Consider the following 18,706-nt stretch of genomic DNA (forward strand, 5'->3'; position numbering starts at 1 on the left):
AGAGGTGACCGACCCGCGGCAATCGATTCAACCTAAATCGATCGCGCTTCAGAAGGTCGCGGCGATTGCAGCGAGGCGTTGATGGGCCCGTTCACGGGCGGCATCGATCGGCTGCTGCGGTCCCGTGGTTGGACCGATCAACACGAAACGGACATTGCTGATCCCGATGAAGCGCAGGATTTCCCGCAAGTAGGGCGTTGCCATATCGATGCGACCGCGGTTCATGCCGGTGGCGAAATCGCTGCCGCTGGCGATGATCACCAGCGTCGGCCGGTCCTGCAGCAGCGGAAGATATCCCTGCGATGGATCGAATCGAAAGGTGAGGCCGGGCTGGACGATGATGTCGAACCATTGCTTGAGCTTGTAGGGAAGGCTGAAGTTCCACATCGGGGTCGAGATCAGCACGCGATCGGCAAGCGAGAAGCGCAGCGCCATTCGCTCGGCCTCGGCAAAGCTCTCGCGTTGCGCGTCGGTGAAGCCTTGAGCCTTCATGCGCGCATATTTGGCTTCGACGATAGGGCCCGTGAACTCCGGCATCCGCTCACGCCAGATGTCCACGACGTCAACGTCCCAATCCGGCCGAGTCTGGCGGAAGCCATCGAGAAAGACGCGCGCGCCGGCCGTCGAGACGGACTCGGCGCGCGGCGAGCAGGACAGGTGCAGGAGCTTTGCCACAGCTCATCCCAGCGCTCTGATGACGGTGTCGGCCCTGGTCACGATCGCGACGTTCTGCATGGCGAAATTGATCGAGGCGTTGTGCCAGTCGGCATTCATGGTCGAGCAGCAATCCTCGGGGACGATCATGAAATAGCCCTTGTCGGCGCCGGTCCGCGCGGTGTGCTCGATCGACATGTTGGTCCAGGCCCCGGTGTTGATGATCATGTCGCGGCCGGTCGCTTTCAGGATCGTCTCGAGGCGCGTGCCTTCCCATGCGCTCATCCGCATCTTCTCGACGACGAAATCGCCGGGCCGTGGCTCGAGGCCTGAAACCGGAGCCGCGCCCCAGCTTCCGCGCACCATCGCCTTGCTGTCGACGAGACCTTCGAACAGCGGAGCGTTCAGCGTGACGCCGGGTGCGCCGGGCTCGACCACGAACCAGACATGGATGATGGCGACGCCGCGGGCGCGTGCGGCTTCCGCGAGGCGCCGCACATTCTCCACGACGTGCTGCTGCTTGGCGTGACCGGGCGCGCCGGACTCGGCGAAAGCCCCGCCGTCCATGATGACGTCGTTCTGGAGATCCTGGATGATCATGGCGCAGCGTTGCGGATCGAGCCGCATCTCGCCCTCGGTCAGAATAGGCGCGGCTGGCGATGAGCTCGGGCTTGTTCCGCCACCAGCGCGCCGGCCGCTCATATAGGGCTCATGCCGCGGGCCGACCTTGGTCGGAATCGCATACACCGAATGCGTCGAGGTGAGGTAAAGCGTGCGGAAATCCGGCCCGCCCCAGGCGAGGTTGGCGACGAGTTCGGGCAGGCGGACCTTGCCGAGCAGTTCGCCGCGCGGCGAAAAGACCCAGACGCCGCCGGGCGCGGTAACCCAGACATTGCCGTGCTGATCGGACTTCATGCCGTCGGGCAGACCGGGCTCGAGCTCGGACTTGATGCCGCTCGCAAACACGCGCGCATTCGACAGCGAGCCGTCGCTGCTGACGTCGAACGCGCGGATCAGAGCCTGCACCGTGTCGTTGACGTAGAGCAGCTTCTCGTCCGGCGAGAAGCACAGCCCGTTCGGCTGGTCGAACAAACTGCGCTCGACCACGAGCTTCGGCTCGCCGCCGGGCACGAGGCGGTAGACGCCCTGGAAGCCGAGCTGGCGCGGCCGTTCGACACCATAGACCGGCATGCGGCCATACCAGGGATCGGAGAAATAGATCGCGCCGGATGAATGCACGCAGACGTCGTTCGGGCTGTTGAGCTCCTGGCCGCCGAAATGCGAGGCCAGCACCTCGCGCCGTCCGTCCGGGCGTTCGCGAACCAGCGACGAGGTCGCGTGCTCGCAGACGATCAGATTGAGCTCGGCATCATAGGTCATGCCGTTGCATTTGTTCGACGGGCGTTTGACCTCGACGACGCCGCGCCGCGCATCCCAGCGCCGCCGCACGTCGCCCGGCATGTCCGAGAACAGCAGATAATGATCGACCGGGTGCCAGATCGGCCCTTCCGTGAAGTCGAAGCCGGTGCCGATCTGGGCGACCGGCGCATAGGGATCGATCAGGGTCTCGAACTCGCTTCGCAACGTCACATGCGTCATCGGTCCGTCCTCGACATCAAGCCGGGAACCAGTTGCGCGCCGGCAGCGACTGGACGATCGGGCCGGGGACCTGATCATGCAGCCGCCCTACGACGTTGCCGCCTTCGATCTTGGCGGGCCTGTCGTGGACAGGAAGCAGGTAGCGGGAATTGCTGAGGAGCTTCTTGATCGCCGCCTTTTCTGCGCGCTTGGTGGTGCCGTGATTGCCGGTGGTGCGCGGCTCCCAATCGTGGATTTCGTGGAAGGGCGTGACGATCTGGTCGTTGAAGTCGTAGATCACATCGCCGCAGATGGTCGCGATGCCGTCGGCGGTGTGGACGATGATGTTCATCGAGCCCTCGGTGTGGGCGTTGGCCGCATCGCAATAGACGCCGGGCATCAGCTCGATCGGTCCGGTGATCTCGAGATCGAGGAAGCGCAGCGCGCTCTTGGTGTGCAGGCGGTCGATCAGGTGCTTGATGTCGGGCGCCGGATATTGCGGATGCATCAGCCCGGAGACGGAATATTCGAGCTCCTTGCGGTTGAGCACGACGGTCGTGTTCATGGGAAACAGATCGTCCTTGCCGGCATGGTCGATGTGCAGATGGGTGTGGCAGACGAAGCGGACGTCACCCATGCGGACGCCGTGGCGCGCGAGCTGGTTCTCGATCATGTTCTCATGATACTGCAGCCCGCGCATGCCCAGCGTCTCCATGATCTGGTTGGAGCGATAGCCGGTGTCGACCACGACCGGATAGGGGCCGCCGAGGATCAGGAAGCCGAGGGTGAGGACGCGGCGGGTGCGGCCGCAGTCGCGGCCGAGCACCAGGAAGCTCGATTCCAGCTCGATATCGCCGTAGTCCAGGATCTTGATCTCCAGCGCCATTCGTGTCCCTCCTGTCTCGTTTCTTGTTTGTCAAAGCCGATAGACGCGCATTGCCGTCGTCCTGAAGATCGCATCCTGCTGCTCCGCACTGGACGGGGCGGCTGCGGCGCGAAAGGCTCCGACGAGCTCGCGATAATTGGTCCACAATTTCTCGATCGGAAAATTGGAGCCGAACAGGCAGCGCTCGGCGCCGAAGATCGCGACGGTGTCGGTGAGCACGGCGGCGATATGCGCGGGATCGTTGCGATGGATGAAGGTGCCGAGCCCGGACAGTTTCGAGACCACGTTCGGACAGGTCGCGAGCCGGGCCATCCCGGCGCGCCAGGCCGCCCGTCCAGCCGGCGAGAGATCCTCGAGCATGCCGGCATGCTGAAGGATGAAGGTCACGCCGGGACAGGACTCGGCGAGCTGCGCGGCATCCGGCATCTGCGGCGTGAAGACCTGCAGGTCAAAACTCCAGCCGTAATCGGAAAGACGCGCGACGTTTCGACGGATCACGGGATCGGCGCAGAGAGCCGGACGCGCCGCGAAGCGATAGAGCGGGTTCTCATGCCAATGCAGCTGCATGCGTACCCCGCGCAGCAGCGGATAGCGCTTGAGCCGGTCGAGCTGCGGACGCACGTCGTCGGCCGCAAAATTGGCGTAGGCAACGATGGCGTGAGGCCAGCCGTGTTCGTCGGAGGTACGCTGCACCCAGGCTGCCTCCTCCTCGAAATGCTCGGGCGCCCAATTGGTCTGCACATAGACGGAACGGGTGACGCCGCTGTCCCTGAGATCGTCGAGATATTCCTGGATCGGATAATCGCGCCGGATCGGCTCGTATGGTCCGAAGATGCGTGGCTGCATGGGGCCGGTCAGCCAGGGCAGATCGGCCTGCCGCCAGATGTGATGATGGCCATCGACAATACCGTTCACGCAGCTCTCCTTCCCAGTGCCAGGACATGGGCGACGATCGATGCGCTCGACCCGCCGTCCACGAGATCGTCGACGAAGCGTTCGATCGCGACCAGCGCTTCGGTCTGCGGACGGAAGCCGGGACCCGTCGCAAGCGGCGTCAGCCAGCTCAGGCGCCAGGCCCGCCGCGACAGTTTCGCGACGGCGTCGCGAAGGGCGTCGGGCGCGCCGCGCTCGAGCCCGTCGGAGACGATGATCACGGCGGCGCCGCGGGCGTAACCGCCGAAGCGCGGGACCGCCAGGAACGCTTGCAGCGCGTCGCCGATCCGGGTGCCGCCGTCCCAGTCGCTGACCAGATGGGCCGCGGCGCTCAGCGCCTGCTCGCGCCGTTTCAGCCGCAGCGCGCGGGTGACACGGGTCAGCCGCGTGCCGAAGGTGAAGACCTCGACATTGGGCGCGGCCTGCACCAGCGCATGCGCAAGCTTCATGTTCTCCTCGGTGCGGCTTTTCATCGAGCCGGAGACGTCGATCAGCAGCAAGACCTTGCGCGGGCGCTGCCGCCGCTTCATGTGGCCGAGGCGCAGGATCTCGCCGTCGCTGCGGACGCTGTCGCGCAAGGTGCGGCGGAGGTCGGCGAAGGGGCCGCGCCGCGCACGCATGCGGCGGTGCCCGCGCCGTCGCGGCAGGCGCCGCGGGGCCTCGCGGGCCAGGCGGCGCAGGGCGTCGGTCGTGGCGAGCTGCGCGAAGCGGCGTTCGACCAGCGCCTCGCTGCGCGTCGCGGTCAGGCCGGACTCGTTGGCGTCGTCGGAGAGCAGCGGCTCCTCGTCGCCGCGACCTTCCTCCTGCAGACGGACGGTCTCATCGTCCTCGCCCTCTCGGGCATGCTCGATCGCCTCGCTGCCGCGGAAATGCAGGTCGAACAGCCGGTCAAAAGTGGCGCGGCGCTCGGGCGGGGGCGCGAGGGTGGCGAGCGCAGATTGCCTGATGTCGTCGAGCTTGCGCGGGCCCAGCAGCGCGATCGCGGCGAGGAACGCGGTGGTCTGCTCCGGCGCGACGGCGAAGCCGTTGGCGCGCAGCAGCGCAGCGAAGGAAACAAAGGTGCGGGCAGCGCGCGGAAGCTGCGGCTCAAGGCTCATGCGGTCGCCTCCGCGAGCATGGCATCGAGCCGCGGCGCGATGAAGTGCAGATCCTCTTCGTCCTTCAGCGCCACCCCGATCGAGCGCTTGAAGGCATCAGGCCAGCGCGCGCCGCCCTTGTTGAGGAGGGTCGCGGCCTCGGCCCAGTCGACGGCTTCGGCGATGCCGGGCGCCTTGCTCAGCGGCTCGCGCCGCAATCTCTCGACGGCCGCGACGACGGCGCGGGCCGTGGCTTCGGCGACGCTGGATGCGCGCATCATGATGATCCGCGCCTCCCGCTCGGCGCTGGGATAGTCGATCCAGTGATAGACGCAGCGGCGGCGCAACGCTTCGTGCAGATCGCGTGTCCGGTTCGAGGTCAGCACGACGACCGGCCGCTCGGCGGCGCGAACCGTGCCGCGCTCGGGAATGGAGATCTGGAAGTCGGAGAGGAATTCGAGCAGGAAGGCCTCGAACTCCTGGTCGGCGCGGTCGATTTCGTCGATCAGGAGCACGGTGGAATCGGGCGCGCGCAGCGCGGCCAGCATCGGTCGTTCGATCAGGAACGTCTCGCCATAGATGTCGATGCTCTCATCGCCGGCCTGGCGGATCGCCAGCATCTGGCGCGGATAGTTCCACTCATAGAGCGCGGCAGAGGCGTCGATGCCCTCGTAGCATTGCAGGCGGATCAGGCGGCGGCCGAGCACGGCGGCAATGGCTTTTGCGGCTTCCGTCTTGCCGACGCCGGGCGCACCTTCCAGCAGCAGCGGCTTGCCGAGCGCGAGTCCGAGATAGGCGGCGGTCGCCAGCCCTTCGTCGGCGAGATAATACGCCGCGCGCAGCGCCTTCTCCAGCGCCTCGGGGCTGTCGATGCCGACGATGTTGCTGCGAACCGCCACGGCCGAGCCTCTAGCGCCGCGCCTGCGGCCGTGCGCCGCCTTGCGCCTTGATCGCGCGCAGCACCTTTTCCGGCGTGATCGGCAGGTCGTCGATGCGCACGCCGACGGCGTTGAAGATCGCATTCGCCACCGCCGGCAGCACCGGATTGGCGCACATCTCGCCAGGGCCTTTTCCCCCGAACGGCCCATCGGGGGCGGGACGCTCCAGCACGGCAATGTCATGCGGGCAGATATCACCGGGACCGGGCATCAGATATTCGACGAAGTCGCGGGGCCCGTGGACGGGATCGGGATAGTAGGGCTCAGGCGTCTCGTAGAGCGCGTGGCTGACGCCCATCCAGGCGCCGCCGACGAGCTGCTGCTCGACCAGGCGCGGATTGAGCGCGCGGCCGAGCTCGTAGGCGGAATCCATCCGGACCATCGCAACTTCGCCAGTCTCGTCGTCGACCTCGACCTCGGCGACGAGGCAGGCATGGGCATAGCAGGTCGCCGGCGACATCTCGCCGGTCTCGGGATCGACGTCCGACAGCGGGACGAGGAAGATGCCGCGGCCCGAGATGGTCTTGCCCTGCTTGAACTGCGCGGCGATGGCGACGTCCTTGGTCGAGATCGAACGGTGCGGCGCGCCCTTGACGTGGATGTTGCCGCGGCCGTCGGTTTCGAGATCGGCGGCGTTGACCTCGAGCTCCTCGGCCGCGGCCTCCATCATCACGCCGCGTGCCTCGCGGGCGGCGGCCATCACGGCGTTGCCGACGCGATGGGTGCCGCGCGAAGCGAACGAGCCCATGCAATGCGGGCCGGTGTCGGAGTCCGCCGTGTCGACGTAGACGTCCTCGACCGGCACGCCCAGGGTCTCGGCGCAGATCTGCCGAGTCACCGATTTCATGCCCTGGCCGAGGTCGATCGACGACAGCGCCACCGTGAACTTGCCGCTGGGATTGGAATGCACGAGCGCCTGGCTCGGATCGCCGCCGAGATTCATGCCGATGGGATAGTTGATCGACGCCATGCCGCGTCCGCGATGCCTGGCCATCTAGCGCCTCCTGGTGCCGAACACGGATGAGAACCGGGTCGCGCCGTGCGATGGTGCGGCCGGGCGCGGCGGGGGAGGAGGTGGCGCCGGCGGCGGTGGCTCGCGCGGCGGCTCCCGCGTCGTCGTCATCGGCGCGCGGTCATAGCTCGTGCGCTGCTGCGCAGGCGCGGCCGGCCGCGCCCGCGAATCCGTCGGTGTCGGCGGGATGACGGCGCGGCTGCCGCCACCGTCCTTGCGCGAGGAGGCGCGCCTGAACTCGTCGCGGATCAGCCATTTGGCCTTCTCCGCCGCAACCTGGACGCATTCGATCAGCGCGGTGTTCTTGGCCTCCCGCCGGTGCGCCTTCATGTCGCCGTCGCGATAGGCGTTCAGAATCCGGAACTCCATCGGGTCCATGCCGACGAGGCCCGCGAGCTTGTCCATCTGGCATTCGATGGCAAAATCCATCGCGGTGACGCCGAAGCCGCGCATGGCGGTCGCCGGCGTGCGGTTGGTGAAGACGCAATAGACATCGCCATAGACATTCGGGATGGTGTAAGGGCCCGGCAGGTGGGCGGCGCATTTCACCGCGGCATAGCTCGACAGCCGCGTATAGGCACCGCTGTCGAAAAAAGCGCGGATCTTGCGCGCGACGATGCGGCCGTCGCGCATCACGCCGTCCTTGATGTAGATGCGCTCGGCGCCGCGCGGCGGGCCGTATTGCATCTCCTCCTCGCGGCCGAATACGTAGCGCACGGGACGCCCCGTCAGCATGGCGCCGAGGATCGCGAGCGGTTCGGTCAGGGTATCCACCTTGCCGCCAAAGCCGCCGCCGACGGTGCCGCCGATGAAGTGGAAGGTGTTGGAGGGCACGTCCAGGATCTTGGCGCAGGTGTCGACCGAGAAGAACAGCGCCTGCGTCGAGGTGTAGACGACGTAGCGGCCGTTGGTGTCGGGCGCGGCGATGGCGCCGTTGGTCTCGGTCGGAGCGTGCTCGATCGGCGACATCTGGTAGCGCTGCTCGAGCACGTGGTCCGCGGTTGCGAGCGCGGCATCGGCATCGCCAAAGCGCAGGCGCTGGTGATCATAGACGTCGTGATAGATGAAGGCGTTCTTCGGGTAGGTCTCGTTGACGACGGGCGCGCCGGGCTTCAGCGCATCCTCGACGTCGAACACGGTCGGCAGCGGCTCGTAGTCGATCTTAACCTTCCCGATCGCCTCGAACGCCTCGCGTTCGCTGTCGGCGACGATGGCGAGGATCGGTTCGCCCTTGTAGCGGACCTTGTCCACGGCGAGCGACGGCTCGTCATCCTTGCCGAAGTTGATCAGGCTGAGCAGCGTGTTGAGGTTGCGTGGGACGTCGGCGCCGCGGATGATCCGGCGCACGCCGGCCGAGCGCTCGGCCTCGGTGGTATCGATGCGGCGCAGCCTTGCATGGGCCTGGGTCGAACGAACGACCTTCAGGTGCAGCATGCCCTGCAACTGGTGATCATTGAAATAGCTGGACGTGCCCGTGATGTGGCCGAGCATGTCCTGCCGCTGCGTGCCCTTGCCGATCTCCTTCAGGTTATCGTCACGCTCGTCGGCGAAGATGTCCTTGCGCAGTTCCAGCATGGTCTGACCTCAGGCGCTGGCCCGGCCGCCTGCGGCGGCGAGGATGGCATTGATGATCGGCTCGTAGCCGGTGCAACGGCAGATGTTGCCGGAGATCGCCTCGATCACATCGGTCCGGCTCGGAGCGGGATTGCGGTCGAGCAGCGCCTTTGCGGCCATCAGCATGCCCGGCGTGCAATAGCCGCACTGGGCGGCGAAATGGTCGGCGAAGGCGCGTTGCAGCGGATGCAGGTTCGGGCCTTGCTTCATGCCGTCGAGTGTCTCGACCGAGCGGCCGGCGACCGTCTCCGCCAGCGTCAGGCAGGAGAGGTGAAGCTCACCGTCGATGAGTACGCTGCAGGTGCCGCAGCCACCCTGGCCGCAGCCGAATTTCGGCGTCATGTCGCCGATCAATTCGCGCAGCGCGACCAGCAGATTGGTGCCGCCGTCGACGAAGATCGCGACCTCGCGGCCGTTGTGGCGAAATTGCAGGGGGATCTTTGTCATGGCGAGCTATTCCTGTCCCGACAGCAGGCGCCGCAAATGCACGCCGACGATCTCGCGGCGATACCAGGCGCTGCCGAGCGCGTTGTCGGATGGCGATGTTCCTTCCGTTGCCGCCGAAGCAGCAGCCGCGATGGCCGCGGCATCCAACGAGCGGCCCTCCAGTGCGCGCTCGGCGGCGCGGGCGCGGATCTGCGTCGGCGCCATCGAGCCCAGCGCAATCCGCGCACCCGCGATCCGTCCGCCGCTGACCGGTAGATGCGCGGCGAGCGTGATCACCGAGCCGCCCTTCGGCTTGATGCGCGCGATCTTGCGATAACGGAACGCCTCGCTGCTGGCCGGCCGCGTGCAGGACACCGACAGCACCAATGTCCCGGCCTGGCGCTCGCGCCCCTGCAGAAACTCCTCGATCGGAATATCGCGCGAGCCGAAGCCGCCCTGCACCGCAATGGTGGCGTCGAGCGCCAGCAGCGCTACCGTGAAATCGCCGTAAGGGGTCGGCGCGAACAGATTGCCGCCGACCGTGCCCATGTTGCGCACGGCGGGACCGCCGATCGAGCGGGCAGGGGCATGCAGGAAGGCGAGATCGCGCTCGGCGAGCACGCGCGCGAAGGTGACGCCGGCGCCGAGCGTGATGCGCGGACCGGACGCGTCGATCCGCGTCAGCGCCTGGTCCTGCGCCCGGACGATCGTCGAGATCGACACGTCGCCTTCGTTCAGCGCGCGCATCACCAGCGTGCCGCCGCCGAGATAGCGCGCGCTACGGTCCGACGACAGCGCGCCGGCCGCCTCGCTCGCATTCGTAAAGGTCTTTACGGTCACGGCCATGGCTCAAGCGGCCTCCTTCAGATGGCGGCGGATCGCTTCGAATCCGGCCTGATAGATGTCTTCGGCGACCATGTGGGTGATGCGGTCCTTGTCCTCCGGCTTCGTCGTGAATCGCGATTCCCAGTGCCAGAAGGTGCGGTCGCCGTCGGTCACCGGCAGCAGCCGGACATGGGCGACGTAGTTGAACATCGGGACCGGCGTATCGAGCAGGCAGTAGCTGAAGGTCTGCTCGAGATCGGACAGCGCCAGCAACTGCTCGCGGAGCTCCGAGCCGTCCTTGAGCTTGAACCGCCTGACACAGCCGATCTTGTCCGCGGATTGCGCGCGTTCGATCGAGGAGGTCGCAACCGCCGGATGCCAGCGGTCGTGCCCGTTGAAATCGCGCAGCACGTCCCACACCGCGTCGGTCGGTGCGTTCAGGATCGTGCTCTTGACGATATGCGGCACGGCTAGCCTCCGAACACGCGCTTCAGGGCGTCGAAGCCGCCCTGGAACACGCCGCCGCCGATGTTGCTGACGAGCTCGGTCTCCCGTTCCGGCGCGCAGTCGAATTCGGCGGTCCATTCCATAAAGGTCTGGTCGCCGTCGGTGACGGGCGTCAGTCGCAGGGTGGCGACGTAGTTCTCGACGCCCATCGGCGATTCCAGGATCGAATAGGTGCAGAACATGTCGTAGTCGGAGAGGCCGAGCAGCTTTTCGCGGATGCGGTCACCGTTGCGCAGCCGGAAATCCCTGACACAGCCGATCTTGTCGGCGGGCTCGCCGCCCTCGATCCGGCTTTCGGCGATGGCCGGATGCCAGTTCGGCAGGCCGTTGAAATCGCGTACCCGCGCCCAGACGCGGTCATTGCGGGCGTTGACGACAGTGGAGACGTAGACGCGGGCCATCGCTCAAGACCTCAGCTCTTCTTCCGCGGCCCGCGCTCGGCCGGCGGCTCGCCACCCTCGGCCGCGGGCGAGGAGGCAGCCGGCTTGTCGCCACCGCCACCACCTCCGCCGCTACCCTTGCGCGCGGCCTCCTTGATGCCCTGCATGTCGCGGGCCTCGCGGATCAGCCCCGGCATCTTTGCGAGACTGCCGCCCTCGACGCCGATGTCCGACAGGATGGAGTCGATCAGCGGCGCCTGGACGCGGTAGCGCAGGGCCGAGTCGATCACCTCGTCGGTGGCGCTGCGGCCGCCATTGCCGTTGCCGTGGCCGTTGCCGTTGAGGCCGTCGACCTGGAGGATACGGATGCCCTCGATCTTCTCCATCGGCTTGACGCTCTCGCGCACGATGCCCTCGATGCGGTCGAGCAGCTTGCGGCGGAACAGCGAGTAGCGCGCCTGATCGGTCAGCACGTTCTCGGCCTCGTTCAGCATGCGCTGCGCCTCGGCTTCGACCGCCGCGCGCACACGCTCGGCCTCGGCCGCGATGCGGGTCTCCTCGGCCTGCTTCTCCGCCAGCAGGACTTCCACCGTCTTGCGCCGCTTGGCGATCTCGCTCTCGCGGGCGGTGACGACGCGCTCGGCGGCTTCGGTCGCCCGGATCCGTGCTTCCTCGGCGGCGGCGCGCGCGGCGGACTCCTCCAAGGACTTCTGATGGATGGCGATGGCCTTTTCCATCAGCACCGTCTCGACGTCCTTCTCGCGATTGACCTCGAGCTTGCGCAGCTCGCGCTCGCGGCCGATGCGCGCCTCGTCGAGGCCGCGGTCGGAGGCGATGCGGGCACGCTCGACCTCCTCGCGCGCGGCGATCTCGGCTTCCTGCAGCGACTGCACGCGGGCGACCTCGAGTTGCTCGATCGCACGTCGCCGCTCGATGCGGGCGGCTTCCAGCGCCTGCTCGCGCGAGACGTCGGTGGTCTCGACCTCCTTGCGCGCGACGATCTCGGCTTGCCGGACCTGGCGGTCGGCGTCGATCCGCTCGGACTTCTTGGTCGACAGCGCGATGACGCGGTCCTCGTCCGCGATCTCGATCGCCTTCTTATGCTCGATGTTGAGCACTTCGCGCTTCTTTGAGGAATTGATGCGCTCGGCCTCGAGCGCCAGGTCGACCGTGACGCGCTGCCGCTCGATGGCCTCGCGCCGCTTCAGCTCGGCCGCCTCGAGGAGGCCGGTCCGCTCGATCTCCAGCGCGCGCGTCTCGCGTTCGGCCTGGATGCGCTCGGCCGCAACCGCCTTCTCCTGGGCGATGCGGGCCGCCTCGATCGCCTCGCGCGAGGCGATATCGGCTTCCTCGACGGCGCGGTTGCGGGCGATCTCCAGCGAGCGCACGCGCTCCTCCTGCGCGATGCGCGAGGCTTCCGTGGTCTCGCGCGCGGCAATGCCGGCAACGTCCAGTGCCTGGTTGCGCTCGATCTCCAGCTGCCGCGTGTTCTGCTCGGCGGCGATGCGTTCGGCGGCGAGCGTCCGCTCCCGGGCGATGCGGGCGGCCTCGACCGCGCGCTGCGCCTCGATCTCGGCCTCCTGGATGGTCCGCACCTGCTGGATCTCCAGCGCGCGGGTGCGCTCGTCGGAGGAGATGCGCTCGACATTGACGATCAACGTCTGAGCAATGCGGGCCTTTTCGGTGGCCTCGCGTGCCGCAATCTCGGCCTCGTCGACCGCGCGCGTCCGCTCGATCTCGCGGCGGCGCGTCTCTTCCTCGTTGGCGATGCGGGCGTCGGTGACCACGCGGTCCTGCTGAATCCGGGCCTTCTCGATCGCCTCGCGCGCCGCGATCTCGGCTTCCTCGACCGTGCGCATCCGCTCGATTTCGCGCTGGCGCACCTCGCGTTCGGAGGCGATGCGCGTAGTGTCGATCGAGCGCTGGTTGGCGATCCTGGTCTTCTCGATCTCCTCGCGCGCCAGCAGCTCCTTCTCCTCGATCGTGCGGGTCCGCTCGATCTCCTTCTGGCGGGTCTCGCGCTCCGAGGCGATGCGGGCCTCGGCGATCGCCTGCTCATTGGCGATGCGGGCGCGCTCGATGGCCTCGCGCGCGGAAATCTGCGCCTGTTCGGCCTCGGTCTCGCGCAGCGCCCGCTCGCGCGCGACTTCGGTGCGCTGAAGCGCGCGGCGCATCTCGATGTCGCGTTCCTGCTCCAGGCGTGCGGTTTCGCTCTCGCGCTCGATCTCCAGCGCCTGCCGTTCGGCTTCCAGGTTGCGGGAGCGGATCTTGATCATCGAATCCTGCTCGATGTCGTTGCGCAGCTTCCGTCTGGCCTCGATGTCCTCCATCAACCGGGTCAGGCCTTCGGCGTCGAAGCGGTTCGAGGGGTTGAAGAACTCCAGATCGGTCTGGTCGAGATCGGTGATCGCGACCGATTCCAGCTCGAGACCGTTCTGCGCCAGCGCCTCGGCCGCTTCGGTCTTGACCCGCGCGACGTAGTCGCCGCGCCGCTCGTGCATTTCCTCCATGGTCATTTCGGAGGCGACCGAGCGGATCGCGGAGATGAACTTGCCGGCCAGCAGTGCATGGAGCTGCCCCGGTTCCAGGGTGCGGCGGCCGAGCGTCGCCGCGGCGATCGAGACGGCTTCCCGGGTCGGCTGGACGCGGACGTAGAAGTCGGCCTCGATGTCGACGCGCATGCGGTCGCGGGTGATCACCGCATCCTCCTTCGACCGCACGATGCCCATCGGCAGCACGTTCATGTTGACGGGCGTGTAGTCGTGAATGAAAGGCAGCACGAAGGCGCCGCCATTGATCACCACGCGTTCGCCGAGGAAGCCGGTGCGGACGAACGAGGTCTCCTTGGAGGAGCGGTGGTACAGCCAGTTCACTATATAGACGCCAACCACGATCACGATGATCGCGACGATCAGCCAGAGGATCAATTCACCGACCAACATCCCTGACATCTTTCCCTCCCTCGAACCTATCAGGCGTCATCGCGCGCCGATCGCCTTGAATTGCCGCACTTGTTCCGTCAGCGCTCGTTCCACCGGCAGCCGCTCCATCGAGGACGCCCCGTAGAAGCCGTGGCAATGACGGGTGTTCTTCATGATGAAATCGGCGTCCGCGGGATCGGCGATCGGGCCGCCATGCGCCAGCACCAAGATGTCCGGATTGACGCTGAGCGCGGCACTGGCCCAGGTGTCGATCCGCGCCGGGCAGTCCTTGAGCTTTGGCGCGGTCTGCGCACCGATCGTGCCACCGGTCGTCAGGCCCATGTGGCAGACGATGATGTCGGCGCCGGCGATCGCCATCGCCGCGGCTTCCTTCTCGCTGAACACGTAGGGCGTTGTCAGCATGTCTTTGTCGTGCGCCTTGGCGATCATGTCGATCTCGAGCGCATATGACATGCCGGTCTCTTCGAGATTGGCGCGGAAGGTACCGTCGATCAGGCCGACGGTCGGAAAGTTCTGGACGCCGGCAAACCCGAGCGCCTTCAGCTGGTCGAGAAAGACGTCCATGTCGCGGAAGGGATCGGTGCCGTTGACGCCCGCAAGCACCGGGGTCTGGTCGACCACGGGGAGCACTTCGTTCGCCATTTCCAGCACGATGGCGTTGGCATCGCCATACGCCATCAGGCCCGCGAGCGAGCCGCGCCCGGCCATGCGATAGCGCCCGGAATTGTAGATGACGATGAGGTCGACGCCGCCGGCTTCCTCGCATTTGGCTGACAGCCCGGTGCCGGCGCCGCCGCCTACGATCGGCTCGCCGCGCCTTGCCATGTCGCGAAACCTCTTCAGCAGCGCCGTGCGTTCAAACCTGGCCATCGGTCACCTCGCGAGTCTCCGCCGCCCACCGGTGCGCCCGAACAGGGTTTTGAACGCACTGACGATGGCGGCGGCGAAATCGGGATCGTTGATGTTCTTAGCCGTGCGAATGAGTTGGCGGTTGCCGGTCTGCCGCACGGTCCGCTCCAGCGTGCGGAACAGCGCGGCGTCGGCATCCGGATCCCAGAACGGCTGTCCCCGCGCGTCGAGGGCGGAGACGCCGCCCTCGGGCAGGAAGAAGCGCACCGGGCCATCCATCTGGTTCAGCCGCTCGCCGATCCAGCGGCCCATGCGCTCGTTCTCTTCCACAGTGGTCCGCATCAACGTCACCTGCGGATTGTGGACGTGGAATTTGCGGCCGCGATAGCGCTCGGGAATGGTGTCGGGCGCGCCGAAATTGACCATGTCGAGCGCGCCGACGGAGCCGACATAGGGCAGGCGGCTGCGGATGACCGCGCCAAAGCGGTCTTCGGTGGCGGGAAACACGCCGCCCATCAAGAGGTCGCAGACCTCTGTCGTGGTGAGGTCGATCACCCCGGCGAGCTGGCCAGACTCGACGAGCTTCTCCATCGAGCGTCCGCCGACGCCGGTGGCATGGAACACCAGGCACTCGAAATCCTCGCGCAGGTCGGCGGCGATCTTCTGCACGGCCGGCGTGGTGACGCCGAACATGGTGATGCCGATTGCGGGCAGCCCGCCGGCCTCGCGCGCCGTTGCGGCACGCGCGTCGAGCCGCCCCTTGACCATGCCGGCGAGTGCATTGGCACCGTTGGCGAGAACCGCGCGCGAGATCGAGTTCAGTCCCTGCACGTCGGTGACCGAGTACATCATGGTGATGTCGGCCGGACCGACATAGGGCCCGACATCGCCTGATGCGACCGAGGAGATGATCAGCTTGGGCACGCCGACCGGCAGCGCGCGCATGCCCGGGGCGACCAGCGAGGCCGCGCCCGAGCCGCCGGCCGAGATCACGCCGGCGACATTGCCCTGGCGCCGCAGCCAATTCGCAAACGCATCTGCCATTGCGGTCACCGCGGCACCACGGTCGGTGCCGAACACGGCGGAGCCACCGCGGCCGTGGTTCAGGGCGATCTCCTGCGCGGAGACATCGCAGGAAGAATGCTTGCCACTGGTCGAGACGTCGACCAGCCGCGTGCGCAGGCCGCTTTCGGCGATGATGTCGCGGATGTAGCGCAGCTCCTGGCCCTTGGTATCGAGCGTGCCGACGACCAGCACCACCGGCGGGCCCGAGGCCTGCGCCGCCACCGGCTCGCGCCTGCGCCGCGTCGCCTCCTCCAGCCGCGTGACGTCTGTCGAGCGCGTCCGCGCCGCGGCCTCGATGCGCGCGATCGGTACCGGTTGCGACCATCGCGTCGGCAGCGTCGGGTTGGAGATGTAGATGCGCACCGGCCCGTCGCGGCGCGGCGCCGGCGTCGGCTTCGTTTCGGCGGCGGATGCGGCGACGTCGATCTCCGGTTCGAGCTCCGCATGAAGCCCGACGCCGAGCAGGCGCTGCTGCAGTTCGCGGTCCGCTGCAAGGCGCGCGGAGTCGATGATGCGGTTGATGCGGCCGTTGACCATGATCGCGACGTTGCGCGAAATCGCGGTGGCGACGCCGATGTTCTGCTCGATCACGAGCACGGACATGTCGCCGTCTTCGCCCAGCCGCAGCAGCATCTCCTCGACCTGCGCGACGATGACGGGCGCGAGGCCTTCGGTCGGCTCGTCCATGATGAGCAGATGCGGGTTGGTGAGCAGCGCGCGCGAGATCGCCAGCATCTGCTGTTCGCCGCCGGACAGCTGGCCGCCGCCGTGATCCCGACGCTCGGCGAGCCGGGGAAAGGTGTCGTAGATGCGCTCGACGGTCCAGGCGCCCGAACGCAGGCCGCCGGCGAGCCGCAGGTGCTCGTCGACGCTGAGCGAGCGCCACAGACGGCGGCCCTGCGGCACATAGCCGACGCCGAGCCGCGCGATCTGGGCCGGCGGCCGCCGCGTGACGTCCTCGCCGCGCACGCGGATCGATCCGCCGCTCACGCCGACCAGCCCCATGATCGCCTTGCACAGCGTGGTCTTGCCCATGCCGTTGCGGCCGACGACGGAGAACACACCGCTCTCCAGCGTGAGATCGACGCCTTGCAGCGCATGCGAGTGGCCGTAATAGACGTCGAGGCCGCGGACCTCGAGTGCGGCACCGCTGCGGCGGACCTCATTCATGGCCGCCTCCGAGATAAAGCTCCTGCACTTCAGGGTCGGATTGAATTTCTTCCGGCAGGCCCTCCTTGAAGATGCGGCCGTTGTGCATCATCGTGACGCTCTCGACGACGCGTAGCGCGACGTCCATGTCGTGCTCGATGATGATGTAGCCGATATGGGCGGGCAGGGAGGTCAGGATCTCGATCAGCTCGGCCCGCTCCGTCGGAGAGAGGCCGGCGGCCGGCTCGTCGAACAGCACGAAGCGCGGCGCGCCGGCGAGCGCAAGCGCGATTTCAAGCTGGCGCTGCTGGCCGTGCGCGAGCTCGGCCACGCGCTGGTCCTTCACGGCGGATAGATGCACAGCCTGCACCAAATTGTCCGCGGCGTGCATCAGCGCGTCGTTCTGTCCCGGGCGCAGGAACGAGAAACGTCCGCGCGAGACGCCGCGGCAGGCGAGATAGACGTTGTCCTGCACGGTGAGGCCAGGGAACAGCGCCGAAATCTGGTAAGTGCGACGCAACCCGCGGCGGATGCGCTCATAAGGCGGGAAATGCGTCACGTCCTCGCCGAAGAAGCGGATGGTGCCGGAGGAGGGCGGGAAGTCGCCCGTGATGCAGTTGAACAGCGTGGTCTTGCCGGCACCGTTCGAGCCGAGCACGGCGCGCCGCTCGCCCGGTCGCACGGTGATGGTGACGTCGGTCAGCGCCGCGAGCGCGCCGAACAGCCGCGTCACGCCGCGCAGCTCCAGCGCAGCGCCGGCACCGACGGCGGAGAGGCGTTGGGCCACGCTATCCATGGCGGCGCCCTCCACTGGAGCGGCTCGCGTCCCGACGTTGATACTGACGCCAGCGCTGCCACAGCCCGATGACCCCGTCCGAGGACCAGAACACGATGGCGAGGAAGCCGAGCCCGATCAGCAGGCGGAAGCGGTTGCCGTCGAGCCCGAGCCGGACCAGGAAGTCGAGCGCGAAGGTGCGTAGCAGCACGAAGATCAGCGCGCCGATGTAGGGACCGATCGGGCGCGTGATGCCGCCGACGACGGCGATGATCAGCACGTCGATGCAGGCCCCGACGCTGACCGAGCCCGGCGAGATCTGGCGATAGTTCCAGACCTGGAGCACGCCGGCGAGCGCGGCGACGAATGATGCGAAAGCATAGGCCGCGACGCGGTGCGCATTGACGTTGAAGCCAAGCGCCGCCATGCGCCGCGGATTGTCGCGCACACCCTGGAGCGCGAGCCCGAACGGGGCGCGCGAGAGATATTCCACCGCGAAGTAGCAGAGCGCGGCGACCGCGAGCACGACATAATAGAAGGGGATGTCGGCGCGCCAGTTCACGCCCCAGAAGTGCGGCGTCGCCACGTTGTTGATGCCGGTATGGCCGTTGAAGATCGCCCAGTTCTGGTTGGTGAAATAGTAGAAGGCGGCGCCAATGGCGAGCGTGATCATGATGGTGTAGATGCCTTCGGTGCGCACCGCGAGCGCGCCGCCGAGCGTGCCGAAGGCGGTCGCCAGCGCCAGCGCCATCGGCACTGCGAGCCACCACGGCCAGCCGAGGCTGATATTGGCGTTGCCGCTGACGCCGAACACGGCGACCATGTAGGCCGAGAAGCCCGCAATGGTGAGCTGCATCAGGCTGACCATGCCGCCATAGCCGGCGAGGAACATCAGGCTCAGCGCCATGGTACCGAGGATCAGCGTCGTCGCGAAGATCTCGATCAGGAAGAAGCCGCTCGCGATCAGCGGCATGACCAGGAGGATGGCCGCGACGGCCCAGGCGGCGGGGTTGTTGATCTCCGGCCATGTCCGGGTCGGCCGCTGCGCCTTGGTGGCGCGGCCTACGGCGACGGGGGCTTCGTGGGCGAGCGACATC

At 67.3% G+C, this 18,706-nt stretch carries 17 protein-coding genes; all 17 read right to left on the reverse strand.

Annotated elements, in window-relative coordinates; translation table 11 throughout:
- Positions 1 to 48 precede the first annotated feature (48 nt).
- The 17 genes from AB7M16_RS33970 to AB7M16_RS34050 are packed head-to-tail and all read right to left on the reverse strand — an operon-like array spanning position 49 to position 18,705.
- A complete protein-coding gene (locus AB7M16_RS33970; protein WP_172784492.1) occupies positions 49 to 675 on the reverse strand; it encodes an FMN-dependent NADH-azoreductase in 627 nt (208 codons plus the stop codon).
- Positions 676 to 678: 3 nt separating this feature from the next.
- Positions 679 to 2,253 carry an isochorismatase family protein gene (locus AB7M16_RS33975; protein ID WP_453946631.1) on the reverse strand — a complete coding sequence of 525 codons (1,575 nt, stop codon included), beginning with the start codon at positions 2,251 to 2,253 and terminating at the stop codon, positions 679 to 681.
- A gap of 16 nt (positions 2,254 to 2,269) precedes the next feature.
- Complete coding sequence (locus AB7M16_RS33980; protein WP_453946632.1) at positions 2,270 to 3,118, reverse strand: MBL fold metallo-hydrolase; 849 nt, start codon at positions 3,116 to 3,118, stop codon at positions 2,270 to 2,272.
- A 30-nt stretch (positions 3,119 to 3,148) separates the two neighbouring features.
- Positions 3,149 to 4,033, reverse strand: a complete 885-nt coding sequence (locus AB7M16_RS33985) for an amidohydrolase family protein (RefSeq protein WP_453946633.1) — start codon at positions 4,031 to 4,033, stop codon at positions 3,149 to 3,151.
- A complete protein-coding gene (locus tag AB7M16_RS33990) occupies positions 4,030 to 5,148 on the reverse strand; it encodes a vWA domain-containing protein (RefSeq protein WP_453946634.1) in 1,119 nt (372 codons plus the stop codon). Before AB7M16_RS33990 ends, AB7M16_RS33985 begins: the two co-directional genes overlap by 4 nt.
- A complete protein-coding gene (locus tag AB7M16_RS33995) occupies positions 5,145 to 6,026 on the reverse strand; it encodes an AAA family ATPase (protein ID WP_172784497.1) in 882 nt (293 codons plus the stop codon). The genes AB7M16_RS33990 and AB7M16_RS33995 overlap by 4 nt, the downstream gene beginning before the upstream one ends.
- 10 nt (positions 6,027 to 6,036) lie before the next feature.
- A complete protein-coding gene (locus AB7M16_RS34000) occupies positions 6,037 to 7,059 on the reverse strand; it encodes a xanthine dehydrogenase family protein molybdopterin-binding subunit (RefSeq protein ID WP_172784498.1) in 1,023 nt (340 codons plus the stop codon).
- Positions 7,060 to 8,652, reverse strand: coding sequence for a xanthine dehydrogenase family protein molybdopterin-binding subunit (locus AB7M16_RS34005; RefSeq protein WP_453946635.1), 1,593 nt, complete (start codon positions 8,650 to 8,652; stop codon positions 7,060 to 7,062).
- 9 nt (positions 8,653 to 8,661) lie between these two features.
- On the reverse strand, positions 8,662 to 9,138 hold the full coding sequence (locus AB7M16_RS34010; protein WP_453946636.1) for a (2Fe-2S)-binding protein: 477 nt from the start codon (positions 9,136 to 9,138) through the stop codon (positions 8,662 to 8,664).
- A gap of 6 nt (positions 9,139 to 9,144) precedes the next feature.
- Positions 9,145 to 9,963: an FAD binding domain-containing protein gene (locus AB7M16_RS34015; RefSeq protein ID WP_453946637.1), complete on the reverse strand. Its 819-nt coding sequence runs from the start codon at positions 9,961 to 9,963 to the stop codon at positions 9,145 to 9,147.
- Between the two features lie 3 nt (positions 9,964 to 9,966).
- The gene (locus tag AB7M16_RS34020; protein ID WP_057029889.1) at positions 9,967 to 10,410 is read right to left on the reverse strand and encodes an SRPBCC family protein; all 444 of its coding nucleotides are present in this window, start codon (positions 10,408 to 10,410) and stop codon (positions 9,967 to 9,969) included.
- Between the two features lie 2 nt (positions 10,411 to 10,412).
- The gene (locus tag AB7M16_RS34025; protein ID WP_018318067.1) at positions 10,413 to 10,850 is read right to left on the reverse strand and encodes an SRPBCC family protein; all 438 of its coding nucleotides are present in this window, start codon (positions 10,848 to 10,850) and stop codon (positions 10,413 to 10,415) included.
- A gap of 11 nt (positions 10,851 to 10,861) precedes the next feature.
- Positions 10,862 to 13,780 (reverse strand): flotillin domain-containing protein, encoded by a 2,919-nt coding sequence (locus AB7M16_RS34030; RefSeq protein WP_453946638.1) that lies wholly within the window; start codon positions 13,778 to 13,780, stop codon positions 10,862 to 10,864.
- A 27-nt stretch (positions 13,781 to 13,807) separates the two neighbouring features.
- Positions 13,808 to 14,641 carry a phosphoenolpyruvate hydrolase family protein gene (locus AB7M16_RS34035; protein WP_439400826.1) on the reverse strand — a complete coding sequence of 278 codons (834 nt, stop codon included), beginning with the start codon at positions 14,639 to 14,641 and terminating at the stop codon, positions 13,808 to 13,810.
- Between the two features lie 3 nt (positions 14,642 to 14,644).
- Positions 14,645 to 16,855 carry a Tm-1-like ATP-binding domain-containing protein gene (locus AB7M16_RS34040; protein WP_453946639.1) on the reverse strand — a complete coding sequence of 737 codons (2,211 nt, stop codon included), beginning with the start codon at positions 16,853 to 16,855 and terminating at the stop codon, positions 14,645 to 14,647.
- Positions 16,848 to 17,630: an ABC transporter ATP-binding protein gene (locus AB7M16_RS34045; protein ID WP_212256620.1), complete on the reverse strand. Its 783-nt coding sequence runs from the start codon at positions 17,628 to 17,630 to the stop codon at positions 16,848 to 16,850. Before AB7M16_RS34045 ends, AB7M16_RS34040 begins: the two co-directional genes overlap by 8 nt.
- Positions 17,623 to 18,705 (reverse strand): ABC transporter permease subunit, encoded by a 1,083-nt coding sequence (locus AB7M16_RS34050; RefSeq protein ID WP_439400824.1) that lies wholly within the window; start codon positions 18,703 to 18,705, stop codon positions 17,623 to 17,625. Before AB7M16_RS34050 ends, AB7M16_RS34045 begins: the two co-directional genes overlap by 8 nt.
- Position 18,706: the final 1 nt, after the last annotated feature.

This window comes from Bradyrhizobium sp. USDA 372 (genome assembly GCF_053629095.1).

Excerpts from the sequence above, each read along its gene's own strand:
- AB7M16_RS34050 (WP_439400824.1), bottom strand. The coding sequence starts at position 18,705 with ATGTCGCTCGCCCACGAAGCCCCCGTCGCCGTAGGCCGCGCCACCAAG.
- AB7M16_RS34000 (WP_172784498.1), bottom strand. The coding sequence starts at position 7,059 with ATGGCCAGGCATCGCGGACGCGGCATGGCGTCGATCAACTATCCCATC.
- AB7M16_RS34040 (WP_453946639.1), bottom strand. The coding sequence starts at position 16,855 with ATGAATGAGGTCCGCCGCAGCGGTGCCGCACTCGAGGTCCGCGGCCTC.
- AB7M16_RS34030 (WP_453946638.1), bottom strand. The coding sequence starts at position 13,780 with ATGTCAGGGATGTTGGTCGGTGAATTGATCCTCTGGCTGATCGTCGCG.
- AB7M16_RS34045 (WP_212256620.1), bottom strand. The coding sequence starts at position 17,630 with ATGGATAGCGTGGCCCAACGCCTCTCCGCCGTCGGTGCCGGCGCTGCG.
- AB7M16_RS34035 (WP_439400826.1), bottom strand. The coding sequence starts at position 14,641 with ATGGCCAGGTTTGAACGCACGGCGCTGCTGAAGAGGTTTCGCGACATG.
- AB7M16_RS34005 (WP_453946635.1), bottom strand. The coding sequence starts at position 8,652 with ATGCTGGAACTGCGCAAGGACATCTTCGCCGACGAGCGTGACGATAAC.
- AB7M16_RS34010 (WP_453946636.1), bottom strand. The coding sequence starts at position 9,138 with ATGACAAAGATCCCCCTGCAATTTCGCCACAACGGCCGCGAGGTCGCG.
- AB7M16_RS33990 (WP_453946634.1), bottom strand. The coding sequence starts at position 5,148 with ATGAGCCTTGAGCCGCAGCTTCCGCGCGCTGCCCGCACCTTTGTTTCC.
- AB7M16_RS33980 (WP_453946632.1), bottom strand. The coding sequence starts at position 3,118 with ATGGCGCTGGAGATCAAGATCCTGGACTACGGCGATATCGAGCTGGAA.
- AB7M16_RS33975 (WP_453946631.1), bottom strand. The coding sequence starts at position 2,253 with ATGACGCATGTGACGTTGCGAAGCGAGTTCGAGACCCTGATCGATCCC.
- AB7M16_RS34015 (WP_453946637.1), bottom strand. The coding sequence starts at position 9,963 with ATGGCCGTGACCGTAAAGACCTTTACGAATGCGAGCGAGGCGGCCGGC.
- AB7M16_RS34025 (WP_018318067.1), bottom strand. The coding sequence starts at position 10,850 with ATGGCCCGCGTCTACGTCTCCACTGTCGTCAACGCCCGCAATGACCGC.